The 15,643-nt window shown below is 65.1% G+C and carries 18 protein-coding genes; 11 read left to right on the top strand and 7 right to left on the bottom strand.

Features of this window, described 5'->3' with window-relative positions:
* Nucleotide 1 precedes the first annotated feature (1 nt).
* From A5732_RS16625 to A5732_RS16615, 3 genes are all read right to left on the bottom strand, one after another.
* Nucleotides 2–742 (bottom strand): hypothetical protein, encoded by a 741-nt coding sequence (locus tag A5732_RS16625; RefSeq protein ID WP_076102847.1) that lies wholly within the window; start codon nt 740–742, stop codon nt 2–4.
* Between the two features lie 337 nt (nt 743–1,079).
* Nucleotides 1,080–1,694 carry a TetR family transcriptional regulator gene (locus A5732_RS16620; RefSeq protein WP_076102846.1) on the bottom strand — a complete coding sequence of 205 codons (615 nt, stop codon included), beginning with the start codon at nt 1,692–1,694 and terminating at the stop codon, nt 1,080–1,082.
* Nucleotides 1,695–1,897: 203 nt separating this feature from the next.
* Complete coding sequence (locus A5732_RS16615; RefSeq protein ID WP_076055007.1) at nt 1,898–2,542, bottom strand: TetR/AcrR family transcriptional regulator; 645 nt, start codon at nt 2,540–2,542, stop codon at nt 1,898–1,900.
* Between the two features lie 46 nt (nt 2,543–2,588).
* Between A5732_RS16615 and A5732_RS16610 the strand changes: the two genes are divergently transcribed.
* The 7 genes from A5732_RS16610 (at nt 2,589) to A5732_RS16580 (ending at nt 9,102) form a co-directional block, all read left to right on the top strand.
* Entirely contained in the window at nt 2,589–4,013 is a 1,425-nt protein-coding gene (locus A5732_RS16610) for an aldehyde dehydrogenase family protein (RefSeq protein ID WP_076054724.1), read from the top strand.
* Nucleotides 4,014–4,024: 11 nt separating this feature from the next.
* A complete protein-coding gene (locus tag A5732_RS16605) occupies nt 4,025–4,405 on the top strand; it encodes a carboxymuconolactone decarboxylase family protein (RefSeq protein WP_076054725.1) in 381 nt (126 codons plus the stop codon).
* Between the two features lie 9 nt (nt 4,406–4,414).
* Nucleotides 4,415–5,308, top strand: coding sequence for an NAD(P)-dependent oxidoreductase (locus tag A5732_RS16600; protein ID WP_076054727.1), 894 nt, complete (start codon nt 4,415–4,417; stop codon nt 5,306–5,308).
* A 245-nt stretch (nt 5,309–5,553) separates the two neighbouring features.
* Nucleotides 5,554–6,645, top strand: a complete 1,092-nt coding sequence (locus A5732_RS16595; protein WP_076054729.1) for an amidohydrolase family protein — start codon at nt 5,554–5,556, stop codon at nt 6,643–6,645.
* Nucleotides 6,646–6,674: 29 nt separating this feature from the next.
* Nucleotides 6,675–7,820, top strand: coding sequence for an amidohydrolase family protein (locus tag A5732_RS16590; protein ID WP_076054731.1), 1,146 nt, complete (start codon nt 6,675–6,677; stop codon nt 7,818–7,820).
* Between the two features lies 1 nt (nt 7,821).
* Complete coding sequence (locus A5732_RS16585) at nt 7,822–8,220, top strand: Rieske (2Fe-2S) protein (protein WP_076054732.1); 399 nt, start codon at nt 7,822–7,824, stop codon at nt 8,218–8,220.
* Nucleotides 8,221–8,235: 15 nt separating this feature from the next.
* Nucleotides 8,236–9,102, top strand: a complete 867-nt coding sequence (locus tag A5732_RS16580; RefSeq protein ID WP_076054734.1) for an alpha/beta fold hydrolase — start codon at nt 8,236–8,238, stop codon at nt 9,100–9,102.
* Nucleotides 9,103–9,107: 5 nt separating this feature from the next.
* On the opposite strand, the gene A5732_RS16575 is transcribed toward A5732_RS16580, so the two are convergent.
* The gene (locus A5732_RS16575) at nt 9,108–9,581 is read right to left on the bottom strand and encodes a hypothetical protein (RefSeq protein WP_076102794.1); all 474 of its coding nucleotides are present in this window, start codon (nt 9,579–9,581) and stop codon (nt 9,108–9,110) included.
* 36 nt (nt 9,582–9,617) lie between these two features.
* Between A5732_RS16575 and A5732_RS16570 the strand changes: the two genes are divergently transcribed.
* The 3 genes from A5732_RS16570 to A5732_RS16560 are packed head-to-tail and all read left to right on the top strand — an operon-like array spanning nt 9,618 to nt 12,418.
* Nucleotides 9,618–10,922 (top strand): NADH-ubiquinone oxidoreductase-F iron-sulfur binding region domain-containing protein, encoded by a 1,305-nt coding sequence (locus A5732_RS16570; RefSeq protein ID WP_076102793.1) that lies wholly within the window; start codon nt 9,618–9,620, stop codon nt 10,920–10,922.
* Nucleotides 10,919–11,215, top strand: a complete 297-nt coding sequence (locus A5732_RS16565) for a ferredoxin (RefSeq protein ID WP_076054739.1) — start codon at nt 10,919–10,921, stop codon at nt 11,213–11,215. The genes A5732_RS16570 and A5732_RS16565 overlap by 4 nt, the downstream gene beginning before the upstream one ends.
* 27 nt (nt 11,216–11,242) lie before the next feature.
* Entirely contained in the window at nt 11,243–12,418 is a 1,176-nt protein-coding gene (locus A5732_RS16560) for an acyl-CoA dehydrogenase family protein (protein WP_076054741.1), read from the top strand.
* On the opposite strand, the gene A5732_RS16555 is transcribed toward A5732_RS16560, so the two are convergent.
* Genes A5732_RS16555 through A5732_RS16545 form a run of 3 tightly spaced genes read right to left on the bottom strand, consistent with a single transcriptional unit; the run spans nt 12,419 to nt 15,066 of the window.
* Entirely contained in the window at nt 12,419–13,375 is a 957-nt protein-coding gene (locus tag A5732_RS16555) for an LLM class F420-dependent oxidoreductase (RefSeq protein ID WP_076102792.1), read from the bottom strand.
* 12 nt (nt 13,376–13,387) lie between these two features.
* Entirely contained in the window at nt 13,388–14,131 is a 744-nt protein-coding gene (locus tag A5732_RS16550; RefSeq protein WP_076102791.1) for a hypothetical protein, read from the bottom strand.
* Nucleotides 14,132–14,142: 11 nt separating this feature from the next.
* Nucleotides 14,143–15,066, bottom strand: coding sequence for an NAD-dependent epimerase/dehydratase family protein (locus tag A5732_RS16545; protein WP_076102790.1), 924 nt, complete (start codon nt 15,064–15,066; stop codon nt 14,143–14,145).
* A gap of 184 nt (nt 15,067–15,250) precedes the next feature.
* Here A5732_RS16545 and A5732_RS16540 point away from each other — a divergent pair, with 184 nt between their 5' ends.
* Complete coding sequence (locus tag A5732_RS16540) at nt 15,251–15,574, top strand: hypothetical protein (protein WP_076054747.1); 324 nt, start codon at nt 15,251–15,253, stop codon at nt 15,572–15,574.
* Nucleotides 15,575–15,643: the final 69 nt, after the last annotated feature.

Here is a 15,643-nt window from a genome sequence, read left to right as displayed (position 1 = left end):
CCTAGTCCGTGAATATTTCGCGATTAACGGTGTGCAGGTAGGGGATCGCCAGGAATGGGGTGATGTACATGATGTCGTAGATCCACCACCCGAGCACCGGAAAAACGACCCCCGCATAACGGACATCGGCATACACGGTCATGTTCATCACGTAACCGACCCAGATCACGACGCCGAACCAGCACGTGACCAGTAGCCACTGGTAGCCCCAGCGCTTCATCTGTAGGAAGGCAATGGCCGCGGCGATCCGCATCGGAAACACGGTCAGGATGAGCGCGACTTCCCAGCCTTTTTCGCCCGGCGCGCTCGCACCGCCGATCCACAGTTGGTTGTAGTGCCAGAAGTATCCAGCGTCGAAAGCGTTGCCCCACGCCGTATACAGGACCCGGTAGATGAGGGAGTGATTGGCAACCATGTCGAGGATCCAGCCCTGCAGGTTGAGCCCGGCGTCCAGTATGACCAGGTACCCGATCAAGGTGACCATAATCGGGCGCACCGACAGCCCGGATTTCAGCGCCCGTCGAAGCAATGCCAATCCGTACAGAAACAGCGGTAAACCGAAGATGCCGGGAACGTTGGCCCCCATCAGTAATGTTCCGGCGATCAGCCATTTGTCGGCCCGCCGTTGCGCCAGGCGGCTCTGCTCGATTTGGTCGTCGAGTGACACGGAGCCGGCACGGGCCGACGCAATTGCGGAAGCGGGTTCCTTGCTGGAAAAGCGTTTAATCAGAGGAGGATTCACGGTCGTATCTACCAGTTTCGCGTCGCCCACATCGACAGTTGGATGCCAAACATCAGCAGCAGGTAGCCATAGATGAAGATCTGGAAGACGATCAGGGCTCGCTTCCTGCGTCGTTCTGGGTTCATGGTTGACGGGCTCCCTTCTCAAACGGTCTATGGATTCGCCGGAGCTGTCTCACCGGATCGCCGGCGGTGTGCTGATCAGAAGGTGCCGATTCCGCGCAGGACGTAATACCAAAAGCCCACTAGCGCAGCGGCTGCGCCCCATCCGAGACCGAGTCGCACCAATTCCTGCCACACAGTTGAATCTCCAATCGATCAGTTGACACCCGGACGATTCATCGGACCCCTAGCCCATGGCGTGTGTTCGCGACGAACTCGTCGAGCACACGACCGCGTGCTGGCTTAGGGTCGTGATTGGTGACGAGCAGCGCATAGAACCCCATCAGAAAGAACAGCGCGCTATTTTCTGGGTTGGCCTCCGCACGGACGACCCCCTCCCGTTGGGCGACGGCGATCTGCTGAGCGACGAGTGCCACCAGTGGATGGTCCGTGGGCTTGCCGAATCCAGGGGGTCGGGTCTGTGAAAAGTGCAGTGCCAGAACATCCCTGAACAGCCGGGTGCCAAATCTGGACTCGGCCGCCAGAACCAGGCGCACTACCTCCGAGAGGGTCGCCCATACGTCAGGCGCGGCGGCGACAAAGCGGCTCAGGTCGCCGGCCAACCGGGTGACCAAATCTCGCTCGATCTCCTCGAGGACATGCTCCTTGGTGGGGAAATGAAAGTAGAAGGTTCCGCGGGCCACCCTCGCCGCAGAGATGATCGCGGCGATATCGGCGTCCGCCACGCCCGATCGTTTGAACTCGGCCATCGCCGCGTCGTAGACGCGTTGGCGAGTCTCGAGCCGCTGCGCTTGACGTCCCCGCGGCTTCGCATTGGTTTGTGCCGTCATCGAAGCCATCGTGACACCTATCATTGACAAATGTCAATGACAATTTTCAACGAAACGCTCCGACGCCCCTAGAGGCCGGCATGCAGGCGGCTTCGATCGACCAGCGCGAGAGTCGGCAACCCCGTTGTCAGCCAGGGCAATTCGGTAAGCGTGAGATCCCGGCAATCGGCGGCATGCGCCCCGCCGTGCCCGTACCAGCCCGGTCAGTCCCGGCGCAGTGTGCCGCGCAGGAAGAGGTCGACGGCGTGCTGCAGGTGGTGCTCGTCCTCCTCGCGACTGCGGTAGATTCCGCAGTCGGCCAACCGCGCGGGCAGATGCTCGACCAGCGCGATGAAGTGCCCGGCGGTCATCTCGAGATCGTCGATCTCGATGTCCCCCGCCTCCTGATGGCGGCGAAGCAGGTCCATCACCTGCCGGTGGCGTGGCGACCAGGTCATGGAGTGCGCGCTGACGGCGAATTCGGGAAACCGTGCCGATTCGTTCATCGCGATGCGCGTCAGGCGCACGATGTCTGGATCGATCGCGCGCTCAAGACCGGCCCGACCGACCTCGACCAGGGCGGTCCGCAAATCGCCCTCGTCCACTTCGTGGGCCGCTTCACGTTCCGTCCTGCGGGTGAGCGCCCAGGGAATGACGTCGAGGAAAACCGCGCGCTTGTCGGGATAGCGCGCATAGAGGGTGCGCCGAGTGATGCCGGCCGCCTTGGCGATCGCGTCCATGCTGGTGCCGTCGTAGCCGTGCTTGACGAACGTCGCGACGGCCGCCTTGCGCAACTTCTGTTGCAGCTTCTTGGCTTCGGCTTGCGTCGGGCGTCCACGCCGGGTTGTCGTGACCACGGAAATATACATTAACGTGTAGATACCCGTCGGCGCGACGAAAGAGGCCAGGGCCACCGTGACCACCACGCAGTCCTTCATCAACGGCGAATCGGTGTCCTCGCCGGACGTGTACGACAACATCGATCCGGCCACCGGTCGATCCCTGGGCCCCGTCGCGCGCGGCGGCGGTGATGAAGTGGATCGCGCCGTCCGGGCAGCGCGAGCGGCGTCGAAGCGCTGGCCGGCGACAGCACCGGAGACCCGGGCAACCCTGCTGACCCGTATCGCCGATGTCATCGACGAGAACCGCGAGCGGTTGGCCCGCATGGAGTGTGGGGACACCGGGAAGCCGCTGAGCCAGGCGCGCGCCGACGCCGCCGTCGCCGCGCGGTACTTCCGGTTCTACGGCCACGCCATCGACTCCTATTACGGCCAAACCATCCCGCTCTCAACGGATCTGCACGTCTACACCCGACGCGAGCCGTTCGGGGTCACCGGCCACATCATCGCCTGGAACTACCCGATGCAACTGCTCGCCCGCGCGGTCGCTCCCGCCATCGCGGTGGGTAACTGTGCGGTGGTCAAGCCCGCCGACGAAACGCCCAGAACGGCAGTGGAATTCGCCACCCTGGCGGCGCAGGCCGGCCTGCCGCAGGGCGTGCTCAATGTGGTGACCGGCATCGGCGCCGAAGCTGGGGCGGCGCTTACCGCCCATCCCGATGTCGACCATCTCGGCTTTGTCGGATCGACTCAGGTCGGATCGATAGTCGCCCACGCCGCCGCCGATCGCGTGGTTCCCGCGACGCTCGAACTGGGCGGCAAGTCCGCACAAATCGTCTTCCCCGACGCGGATCTGGTTCGCGCCGCGGAGTCGATCACGAAGGCGATTCTGCAAAACGCCGGCCAGACCTGCTCGGCGGGGTCGCGTCTGCTGGTGCACGACGCGATTCACGACACCCTGGTCGAGATGGTCCGACAACGTTTGACGTCGGCCACCATTGGGCCCGGGATCGAGGACCACGACCTCGGACCGCTGATCTCCCAAAAGCAGCAGCTCCGCGTGCAATCCATGCTCGCCGACAACGACGAAGGCGAAATCCTCTGCGGCGGAGAGCCTCCGCGTGACGCGCGGCTGACGGACGGCGCCTACTTCTCTCCCACCATCATCGACGGAGCCGACCCAGCGTCACCGATCGCCCAAGAAGAGATCTTCGGTCCCGTGCTGACGGTCAACCGATTCCACACCGAAGACGAGGCGATCGAATTGGCCAACGGCACGCCCTACGGCCTGCTCGGCGCCGTATGGACCACCGACCTCTCCCGCGCGCACCGGCTGGCGGCACAGATCCGCGCGGGCCAGGTCTACGTGAACACCTATGGCGCCGGCGGCGGAGTGGAATTGCCGTTCGGGGGCTTCCAAAAGTCAGGCTATGGCCGCGAGAAGGGATATGAAGCCCTCGACACATTCAGCGCCACCAAAACCGTCGTTGTTCGCCTTTGAAGGAGGAAACATTGGATCGCGAAACCTACCAGCGGGGGCTCCGAATCCGCTCCGAGGTGCTGGGCGAAGAGTATGTCAACCGCGCGTTGGCCAACGCGGATGACTTCACCGGGCCCCTGCAAGACCTCGTCACCGAATATTGCTGGGGTGCCGTCTGGGGTCGCGAGGAACTCCCGCGCAAGACCCGCAGCATGCTCAACCTGGCGATGATCTCGGTGCTCAACCGGCCCAACGAATTACGTACCCACATCAAGGCGGCACTGACCAACGGTGTCACCCGTGAGGAAATCCGCGAGGTCTTCCTGCAGGTGGCCATCTACGCCGGCGTGCCGGCCGCCGTCGACAGCTTTCGCATCGCGAATGCGGCGTTCGCCGAACTGGACCGGGGCTAGGGGCGCAACGTGGACGTCGGGTTCATCGGGCTGGGAAACATGGGCTTTCCCATGGCATGTCGCCTCATCGAAGAACAACATGACGTGGTCGCCTTCGACACGCGCGGCGAGGCCCTCGAGCGCGTCGTCGCCCTGGGGGCACGCCCGGCGTCATCACCCAAAGAGGTCGCCGATCACGCCGACACGGTGCTGGCCAGCCTGCCCACACCGGGCGCGTCACTCGCGGTGGCCACCGGCCCGGCTGGAGTGATCGAAGGCGCACGGGTGAAGCGCTATGTCGACTTGTCCACTGTCGGCAGCCAGATGGCGGTGCAGATCCACGGCCTGCTGGCCCAGCGCCACATCGTGGCGATGGACAGCCCGGTCAGCGGCGGTGTCGGCGGGGCCGAGAAGGGGACCCTCGCGCTGATGGTGTCCGGCCCGCGCCACGAATTCGACGCCGTCCGAACCGCGCTCGAAGCACTGGGCCGTCCGGTGTATGTCGGCGACAAGCCCGGCTCGGCGCAGACGATGAAGCTGGCGAACAACATTCTGGCGGCAAACGTCTTGACCGCGACCGCGGAAGTCGTCGTGATGGGCGTCAAAGCCGGCCTGGATCCCGGCGTGATGATCGAGGTGCTCAATGCGGGATCGGGTGCGACGAGCGCGAGCCGCGACAAGTTCCCCCGCGCGATCCTGCCGCGCACCTTCGACTATGGCTTTGCCACCGGCCTGATGCTCAAAGATGTGCGCCTTTATCTCGACGAAGCCAGAGCGCTCGGGGTGCCCGCCGAGGTGGCCGAGACTGTCGGCCGACTGTGGGAGGAGCTCGCCCGCGCCGAAGGGCCCGACTCCGATTTCACGACGGTGATCAAACCGTTCGAGCGGGCCGCCGGCGTCAAGGTGGGCGGGTCTTCGGGCTAGCGGTCGCCGGCCGGCCGTCGCGCTGACAACCCCGGATCGCATCCGGCCGCTACCCGGAGAATGGTATTATCCGGAAAGTAGAACCTGACTTGCCCAAAGGATCGTAAAACGCCTGCTACCAGCGCTGATGATTAAACGAAATGCTTACCGGAAACCCATTGATGGACCGCCGAAGAAAATGTTAGATTGGCTATCATATGACCTCGCACGGCCGGCTTTAGCCGCCGAGCCGAAGGGTGGCTCTCGTGATCAAACACGCTGACGGAACCAGCACACCGTTGATCGACGCGAGCGTGCACATCTTCTTCCCGTCCAACAAAGCGCTCCGGAAGACCCTGCGGGAGCCCTTCAAGAGCCGCGGATTCCCCGACTACGAGATGGACTGGTACGGCGCCCCCGGCGGTGAGTACGCGCCCAACACCGAGGGGCCGGACCGCCAGTACCCCGGATCGGATCCGGATTTCGTTGCCAATGAACTGTTTTCGAAGCGCGGTGTCGATGTTGCGGTGCTGCACCCGATGGCGCGCGGAATCATGCCGGACCGGCACCTGGGCAGCGCACTGCACGCCGCGCACAACGAGATGATGGTGTCGAACTGGCTGGAGTCCAGCGAGTTCGGCGAGCGGTTCCGCGGCACCATCCGGGTCAACCCCGACGACATCCCCGGCGCGCTGCGCGAGATCGAAAGGTGGCGTGCGCACCCGCGGGTGGTCCAGATCGGCGTCCCGCTGCAATCCCGCGAGCTCTACGGAAAACCGCAGTTCTGGCCCATCTGGGAGGCCGCCGTCGACGCCGGGCTGCCCGTCGCCGCGCACATCGAAGTCGGCTCGGGCATCGCGTTTCCGCCGACGCCGTCCGGGAACACCCGTACCTACGAGCAGTACGTCAGTTTCATGGCGCTGAACTACCTGTACCACCAGATGAACATGATCGCCGAAGGGGTATTCGAGCGGTTCGACGGCCTCAAGTTCGTGTGGGGCGACGGCGCCGCCGACTTCATCACGCCGTTCATCTGGCGGATGGACACTTTCGGCCGCCCGCACCTGGAGCAGACCCCATGGGCCCCGCGGATGCCCAGTGACTACCTGCCCGGTCACGTGTACTTCGTTCAGGGCAGTCTCGACGGCCCGGGCGACGTCGAGTTTGCCGGCGAATGGTTCGGCTTCACCGGTAAGGACGACATGGTGATGTTCGGCTCGAGCTATCCACACTGGCAGTGCGGTGATGTCACGAAGTTGCCCCGCGCGTTGTCCGCCGAGCAGCGCGAGAAGTTGTGCTGGCGCAACGCGGCGCAGCTCTACGGCATAGACATTCCCGCCGGGGTCGGCGCAGAGTAGAAGTATCGCGAAAGACTGAGGAGAGCCAGATGACGTTGACCCATTCGCAGGAGCGGGTTCCCGCTACCGAGCGCATAGCCGTCCGCTGCGTCGACTCGGATGTCCACCCGGCGCCCAAGCGCGGAGAGCTGCTCCCGTACATCCCCGAGCCGTGGCGCAGCAAGTACTTCCTCACTCGCTCCGTCGGCGAGCAGATCTACTATGACGCCCCGGACTACTCGCACTCCTACGCCATGCGGGTGGACTCCTTCCCCGCCAATGGCGAGTTCCCCTGCAGCGACCCGGAGTTGGCGTTCCGTCAGCTGATCATGGAGGCCGGCTCCGACATCGCAATCCTGGAGCCCGCGGCCTACCCGGCGCGCATTCCCGAAGCGCAGCATGCGATGTCGGCCGCGCTGAACGACTGGCAGGCCAATCACTGGCTGGACAGCCACAACAACTGGCACGAACGGTGGCGCGGGTCGATCTGCCTCGCCATCGAGGAGCCGGAAGAGTCGGTCCGCGAGATCGAGCGCTGGGCCGGACACCCCTTCATGGCGCAGATCCTGATCAAGGCAGAGCCGCGGCCGTCCTGGGGCCACCCGAAGTACGACCCCATCTGGGCCGCCGCCGCCAAGCACGACATCACCGTGAGCTGCCACCTGTCGCGCAGCCATTTCGACGAGCTGCCGATGCCGCCGGTGGGCTACCCCAGCTACAACCACGACTTCATGGTGACCTACTCGCTGCTGGCCGCGAACCAGGTGATGAGCCTGATCTTCGACGGCGTTTTCGACCGGTTCCCGACGCTGCGGATCGTGTTCGTCGAGCACGCATTCAGCTGGATCCTGCCCTTGATGTGGCGCATGGACGCGATCTACGACGCACGCAAGTCGTGGCTCGACATCAAGCGCAAGCCGAGCGAGTACGTCAAGGACCACATCAAGTTCACCACCCAGCCTCTGGACTACCCGGAGGACAAGACCGAACTGACCCGCGCGCTGGAATGGATGGAGTGCGAGAAGATCCTGCTCTTCTCCTCGGACTACCCGCACTGGACGTTCGACGACCCGCGCTGGTTGGTCAAGCACCTGCCCAAGCACGCCCGCGACGCGGTCATGTACAAGAACGGCATCGCTACCTATCACCTGCCCGAGACCGTTCCGGTCCTCGAGGGTCAGACCCGGGTGCTCTGAGTTGGCGGAGGAAACCAAACGGCCCGAGCCACGTCTCGCCCAGGGCCGCGAGCATGTAGTCGCAACCGTAGACGAAATCCCGCCGGGCACACACAAACTGGTCCCGATCGGGCGGCACGGCGTCGGCGTCTACAACGTCAACGGCACCTTCTACGCCATCGCGAACTACTGCCCCCACCAAGGCGGACCGCTGTGCTCGGGACGAGCCAGGGGACGCACGATCGTCGACGAGACCGCGCCGGGTGACACCGTCATGGTGCGCGACCTGGAATACATCTACTGCCCCTGGCACCAATGGGGTTTCGAACTGGCGACGGGCACCACCGCGGTCAAGCCCGAATGGAGTATCCGTACCTATCCGGTGCGCGTCGTCGGCAATGACATTTTGGTTCAGGCCTAGCTACAGGAGAATCGGGTGCCTTCTATCGAGATCAACGGGGGAAATGTCGTCTACGAAATCCTCGGTGACTCTGGCGATCTCATTGCCCTGACCCCGGGCGGCCGGTTCAGCAAGGAGATCCCCGGCCTACGTCCGCTGGCCGATGCCCTGGCCGCCGGTGGCTATCGGGTGCTGCTGTGGGACCGGCCCAACTGTGGCGCCTCCGATGTGCAGTTCTACGGACAGAGCGAGTCGCACATGCGCGCCGAGACACTGCACAAGCTGGTGACCGGCCTGGGCTTCGAGCGCTGCATTCTGGCCGGGGGTTCCGGCGGGGCAAGGGATTCCATGTTGACCACGATGCTCTACCCCGAGATGGTCACCAAGCTCGTGGTGTGGAATATCGTCGGCGGCACCTACGGCACCTTCGTGCTCGGCTCCTTCTACATCATTCCCAGCATTCTGGCGGTGCGCGGCACCGGCATGGACGGCGTGGTGAAGGTGGCCGAATGGCGCGAACGCATCGAGGAGAACCCGAACAACAAGCAGCGGTTCCTCGACTTCGACTCCGGCGAGTTCCTCAAGCTGATGTTGCGCTGGCTCAACGCGTTCGTCTCCAAGCCGGGGCAGACGATTCCGGGCGTCGAGGACGAGATGTTCGACCGGATCAAGGTCCCCACGTTGATCATTCGCGGTGGTGAGAACGATATGGACCACCCGAAACGGACGTCGCTGGAAGTCAGCTGCCTGATCAAGGGATCGAAGCTCATCGATCCGCCGTGGCCCGAGGACGCCTGGGAGCGCGCGTCCGAAGACCGCGCCGCGGGCCGGGTACAGCACTTCAACATGTTCGATACCTGGGTGCAGGCGGCACCCGCGATCCTCGAATTTCTGGGTTCGTAATGGCGCTACACGGTGCGAATGTGGACCTCACAGTTGAGCGACGCCTCCAGCGCCGTGTGTACCCGGCTTTCCGGAATCCGTTCGAGGTCGGACTCCCGCAGCGTCACCTGGACGATGTCGAATCCGTCTTCGCCGGGCGTGCGCTCGATGTCGCCGGTCAACCCGAACGCGGACAGCACTCCGTGCGCGTCGTCGTCGGTGCCCCGGCTGACAAACGTGATCACACCCGGAACGGGAGCACCGGCGAACGCGCTGGCACACAATCCGATCGCCGTGTCTTTGGCCGTGGCGCCGTCTTCGGCCGCAATGAGCAGTTCGACTTCGCGGCGGCTTACGGGCATGGAGACGAGGTCGTTCTCGACCACGTCCACGCCGGCCGTGGCCGCGAGTTCGAGGAGAGCCGCCATGCCGTCACGTAGTTGCGCGGGCGTGAGCACGCTGTCCGGGTCGACGTTGACACGCACCACCGCAGTTCGCATGTGCGCAAGCCTAACTAAGACGATGGCAGGCCAGCTTTGAACACCACCGAGTCCACAACCATCACCACCGCGGCCTTCCCCGGGTGCACGCCGCGGCTGCTGAGTGAGCACACCGCCCAGGCCCGGGAAGATCTGGCGACCTATCAAAAGCTCGGCGGCTACCGCCCACTTGCCAACCCCGACGAATTCCTGAGCGAAATCGATTCCAGTGGTGTGGTCGGGCGCGGCGGTGCGGCCTTTCCCCTTGCGGTGAAGCTGCGGACGGTGCGCGACAACGGACGTTCGCTGGGCGTTCCCGTCGTCGTCGCGAATGGCGAAGAGGGAGAACCGGCTTCGGTCAAGGACCGCTGGCTGCTGCGCAATCGTCCTCACCTGGTCCTGGATGGGCTGCGGCTCGCCGCGACGATCGTCGCCGCCGACCGCGCCTACATCTACGTGTCCGACCCGGAATCGGCGCACAGCGTCGAATCCGCGCTCGGCGAACTGGATCCCGACGCGCTCGGTGTCGCGATCGACATGCTCACCGTCCAGCCGGGATACGTCGCCGGCGAGGAGACCGCCGCGGTTCGGGCGATCAACGGCGGCCCGGCCAAGCCGACCGACAAACCGCCGCGGCCCTTCGAAGCGGGAGTCGCCGACCGGCCCACGTTGGTGAGCAATGTCGAGACTTTGGCGAACCTGCCCTACCTGCAGGGCCACGGCTCGGCTGATTACCGGTCACAAGGCACGACGTTGTCGCCCGGCACCTTCCTGGCCACCATCACCGGGGCCGGTAAGCCGCCGGTGCTCTACGAACTTCCCCACGGCTTGGCGTTCACCGAATTGCTTACTTTGCATGGTGTTTCAGCCGACCAGGTGCGCGGTGCGTTGATGGGCGGCTACTTCGCCGGTCTGCTCAACCGCTCCGTGTTGGAGACCACCCTGGACCACGAGACGATGCGGCGTGTGGGCAGCGGTTTGGGCTGCGGCGCGATTTCGGTCATCACCGACGACTGCCCCGTTGCGGTGGCGGCGTCGGTGCTCGCGTACTTCGACCGCGAAAACGCCGGGCAATGTGGATCGTGCTTCAACGGAACGGCGGCGATGGCCGCGGCCGCCGGGGCGCTGCGCGACGGCGCCGCGACGACCGAGGATGTCGAACGGTTGCGCCGGTGGTCGGTGCTGCTGCGTGGACGCGGCGCGTGCGCCACGCTGGATGCCGCCACCAACATTGCCGCCAGCCTGCTCGATCAGTTCCCGGACGAAGTCGGCGCGCATCTGGACGGCACGTGTTCGAACTGCACATCGGGCGCGTTCCGCGCGGACCGTCCCTACGAGGCGGAACCTGTGAGGCAAGCATGAAAATCCGTCTGGACCGCACCATTTGCGACGGCTTCGGCATCTGCGCCAAGCACGCTCCGGGGTACTTCTCGCTGGACGACTGGGGGTACGCATCCCTCATCGGGGACGGCACGGTGGCCGAGCCGGACCGCGACGCGGTCATGCGGGCGCTGCTCGACTGCCCCGTGCATGCCATCACCGAAATCGGTCAGCGCACCTCGCGCGCATCTGCGCCGCCACTCGCCGAGAACGAGGATCCGGCCGAGCACCTCAAGACCGAAGAAAACGAGGCAGAGTGGGGATTCACGCGCTGAGCGGTCCTCGCCCGGAAAAGTAAGGCCGTGCAACTCACCTTTGACAGCGACGTGGAGGCGTTCCGCGCGGAGTTCGTCAGCTTCCTCACCGAACACCTGCCGACGCAGGCTCAAGCCGCGGAGCGTCCTTCGTCGACCTCGCACGTTCCCGAATGGTCGCGCCGCTGGCAGCGGCTCCAGTTCGACCACGGGTGGCTACTGCCGGGCAACCCACCGGAATTCGGCGGTCGCAACGCGAACATCCTGCAGCAGTTCGTGCATCGGGAGGAGCTGTCACGGCGCCGGATCTATCACTGCTTCAATCCCCAAGGCGTCGGCATCATCGCGGCGTCGCTGCTGTCCTTCGGCACCGAGGAGCAGAAGCGGCGTTGGGCCGTTCCGATCCTGCGAGCCGACAAGACCGCGTCGCTGGGAATGAGCGAACCCGGAGCCGGCTCCGACCTCGCCGGGCTGCGCACGAAGGCGGAGTCGGTCGGCGATGAGTTCGTGGTCAACGGGCAGAAGGTATGGACGTCCGGCGCCCATGACGCCGACGTCATCCTGACCTTCGTTCGCACGGACCCAAACGCTCCACGGCACAAGGGAATCAGCGCGCTGCTCATCCCGACCGACTCTCCCGGCGTGGTGCGTCGCCCTTTCCCCTCGGTCTATGACTCCGATGAGCTGGACTTCAACGAGGTGTTCTTCAACGACGTGCGGGTGCCCGCGGCCAACCTGGTCGGCCCGCTCAATGGCGGGTGGCAGGTCGCCAACGGCTCGCTCGGCCACGAGCGCACCCTGATGTGGATGGCCTTCGCGAACCGGCTCGAGCAACTGCTCGAGGACTACCGGCCCGCCGATGCGGTGAACGCGGACCACTACGGCACCATCGTGATGGACTACTACGCGTTGCGGCTGCTGGGGTCGGCCGCGCTGGGCCGAGCGGCGCGCGGTGAAGTGGACGTGGCCGCGTTGTCGGTGCTGAAGGTGTTCGGTTCGGAGGCCGAGCAGAGCGCGCTGCGGCACGCACTGGACGCGGCCGGGGTCGACGGATTACCCGACAAAATGCTCACGGCCCCGTACAACCCTTACGCCCCCGATCTTTTCACCGCCAGCTGGTTCGCGCGCTACATCAGCAGCTACGCGGGCACCATCGCGGGCGGCACGTCGGAGATCCAGCGCAACATCATCGCCCAGCGTGTCCTCGGACTGCCGTCACGCTGATCAAAGAGCCGGACACAGCGACGACAAGAACTGCTGGGTTCGACGGCGCGATTCGGCCCGTGCGGTTGCGTCCTTGCCCAGCGGCACGATTCGCACGGCCAGGTCGGTGACGCCCGCGTCCCGATAGCGGCGCAGCCGATCCAGAACGGCCTTTTCGTCGCCGGCCGCCATGGTGTCGCCGACGTCTTCGGCGTCACCGTGCTGCAGCAGCCGCACATAGTTCGGCGAGAAATCGGCGTGTCCCAGCACCTCGCTGGCGTAGGCGCGAGCATCGTCGGTCTCGCTGTCCGAGCAGAGCGCGACGGGAACACCGGCGACGATCCGCGGCGCGGACCGTCCGGCCCGGTCGGCCGCCGCGGTGATGCGCGGAACGACGTGGTCTCCGATCGCCCGCTCGTCGGCCATCCAGAGGATGGTGCCACCGGCCCGCTCCCCGGCGAGTTGCAGCATTGTCGGCCCGAGCGCCGATAACAGCACCGGCATCTCGAATGCGTCCGTGACATCGACCGGCGAATGGACGCAATAGTTTTCGTTGTCGACATCGATAGTTCCCGGTCCGCCGAAGGCTGCGTCGAGCACCGCGAGATAGTCGCGTATCAACCGCGCCGGGCGATCGTAGGGCAAGCCCAGTTGCGAGTTGACGATCCAGTGATGCGAGGGCCCAATGCCGAGCGTCAACCGCCCGCCGCACGCCACCTGGGTGGTCAAGGCTTGTTGCGCCATGATCATCGGATGGCGAGTCTGGATCGGAACGACCGCCGTTCCGATCTCGATGTGGTCGGTGGCCTGCCCGAGCAGGGCCACCGCGGTCATGGCGTCGAGGTAGCCCGGGACCTGGGGCATCCAAAACGCGGTGAATCCGTGGCCTTCGGCCGTGACACCGTCGTCGATCAGCCCGGCAAGCCGATCAGCGCGCGAGCGCTCCTTGTCGGAGCCAACCATCAAGCCGATGCGCACGCGACCCCTTCCCTATGGCACATACCGATCCCACTCGTATGGAACGACCGCGAAAAATGGTGCGGCGAAAAGCGGTTCGACGCCCGACTCGGCCCAGCGGGCCTTGAGTACCGGGCGTAGCCGTTCGGCGGTAGCGATGGGATCGTCATCGAGGAAGCAGTAGGTGATCGTCTGGTTCTCTCGGGCACTGGCCAGGCTGGCGTCGACCCGGCGCGACAACGCGGACCAGACGCCGGCGACACCGTCGACCTCCACCAGCCGGTCCGGCGGTGCCGACCCCCGCTCGACCAACACGACCGCGCCCCGCACGGGCAGCCAGGGCAGGACGTCAGATCCGATCCTCACGCGCGGCGCGGCCGCTTTGTGTTGCACCTCGTACACGCCACGCTCCACCGGTGGCAGCAGCGGAAGTTTGCGGCCGGCATTGCCCAATGCCGTTGACAGCTCATTGAAATCCTGCAGTCCGGCCGTGTCGGTGAAGAAGTACGTCATCACATGGTCGACCGCGTCCAACGGCCCCTCGGTGAGCGCGCGTGCGGCGCGACAGGCCGGTGTGGACACCAGGCGCAACGAGGCGCGCACCGCGGCCAGCCGGTGTTGCTCCGGGCGATGGTCCAGGCTGTGCCAGCGCAGGTACTCGGCGTCCTTGCCGTCGGGGTGGCGGATCGCCATGGAGACGAACAGCGTGGTGATCTCGCCGCTCCCGGTGGTAAGAATCTCGGCGACCTCGTCCGATGGCGTACCGGGAAGATGCATGGCGTCAGTCCTCAGGATCTCGTCGAATCATGTTCGGGCAGCGCGATTTCGGGATGGCGGGCCGCGACCATGCGCCGGAAGCCGTCACGCCACGACACCTTGGTGCGCCCGAGCACGTCGTGCATGTGGGTGACGTCCGGCCACAGCGGGGTGTGCGCCTCGGGCGTGTACTCGAAGATCGGTTCGACACCCACCAGCTCACCCATGAACGCGCAGTACTCCTCCACGCTGACCGTTTCGCTGCCCGCCCAGTTCACCACGACGGGCGGCATCGCGGCGACTTCCATCGCGCGGATGCCCAGCTCCACGTAGTCGTCTTCGTAGATGGGGTTGTAATTATTCGGCTTGTCGGGATGCAGCCGAATAGGCTTGCCCGCCAACATCGCATCGAGGCGGTCGGCGGGCGCGCCGCCCTGGGGGCCATACGTCGAACAGATCCGGATGATGGTGAGCGGAACCTGGTAGCGCTTGGCGACCCAGGTGCACACCGCTTCCGCGGCAACCTTGGAGAAGCTGTAGTTCGCCCGCAGCGGCGCCCCCGGCGGATCGGTCTCGGTCAACGGTCGGCGGCCTTGATAGGCGTAGATCGAGCCCGTGGAGCAGAAGACGAAACCCCTTGCGGCGCGGCAGTGGTAGAGCAATTCGCCCGAGTTCTGTGCGTTCGTTTCAACGCACCGGGTCCATTCGTCGGTGCCCGGGTCTACGGCCGCATGAAAGACGTAGGTGAAATCGTCCGGGAGAGCTGAGAAGTCACCGGTGCTGACGTCCAGTGCCACGGGCTTGATCCCGGCGTTCACTAGTTTTTGCCGGGCCGCGGGATCTTTCAGGCGCGCGGCGCCCCACACCTCGTTTCCCGCCGCCGCGAGGGCACGCGCGATCGGAAACGCGATCTTGCCCGTCGCCCCGGTGATCAGGATCTTCTCTGCGTCGAGCAACCAGCCCTCCGAGTGTTAAGTACTTGATACGGCGCTGGCGAGCATAACTCTTGGCCGACAGGAAACGCCACGACGACCCAGCTCGGTGTTCTGTCACGCCGAATGTTTCATCTGGTCGCGGCGGTGTCGACGGAATAAGCTGGCACCAGCCGGGGCCGGAATGGCCCCACCTGGGAGGCCCACCATGAGGTGGTTATTTGGTCGTCTGACCGCTGCGATCGCGGTCGCCTTCGTGGCGATGACTGTCGCGGTGATCGCGACGCCGGCAATCAGCTCGGCGCAGTGCGATCCCAACATGTCGTGGAATGTGTCGACGTTTGAGTGCAAACCACTACCGGCGATGCCGGACTGGTACACCGCTCCGCCGGTATATGCGCCGCCGTTTGCGGCGCAGGATGTGCCACCACCCCCTCCGCCGCGGCCATGGTGGTCACCGAACGAACCCATGTGGAATGCCGGCTTTCACCAATGGGGGACGTATTTCACCGGCACCTGGGTGCCGTACTGACGGCGGCACATCTCGCGACATACATGACCGGCACTACCTGCGCCGTCTAGATCGCCCCAGCTCGGGAAT

It is taken from the genome of Mycobacterium colombiense, from assembly GCF_001953985.1.
Classification (GTDB): domain Bacteria; phylum Actinomycetota; class Actinomycetes; order Mycobacteriales; family Mycobacteriaceae; genus Mycobacterium; species Mycobacterium colombiense_B.
This window is presented reverse-complemented; position numbering and strand designations above follow the sequence as displayed.

Coding starts and splice junctions, on each gene's coding strand:
- A5732_RS16620 (WP_076102846.1), bottom strand. CDS start 1,694: ATGACGGCACAAACCAATGCGAAGCCGCGGGGACGTCAAGCGCAGCGG.
- A5732_RS16565 (WP_076054739.1), top strand. CDS start 10,919: ATGAAAATCCGTCTGGACCGCACCATTTGCGACGGCTTCGGCATCTGC.
- A5732_RS16575 (WP_076102794.1), bottom strand. CDS start 9,581: ATGCGAACTGCGGTGGTGCGTGTCAACGTCGACCCGGACAGCGTGCTC.
- A5732_RS16540 (WP_076054747.1), top strand. CDS start 15,251: ATGAGGTGGTTATTTGGTCGTCTGACCGCTGCGATCGCGGTCGCCTTC.
- A5732_RS16590 (WP_076054731.1), top strand. CDS start 6,675: ATGACGTTGACCCATTCGCAGGAGCGGGTTCCCGCTACCGAGCGCATA.
- A5732_RS16615 (WP_076055007.1), bottom strand. CDS start 2,542: ATGTATATTTCCGTGGTCACGACAACCCGGCGTGGACGCCCGACGCAA.
- A5732_RS16550 (WP_076102791.1), bottom strand. CDS start 14,131: ATGCATCTTCCCGGTACGCCATCGGACGAGGTCGCCGAGATTCTTACC.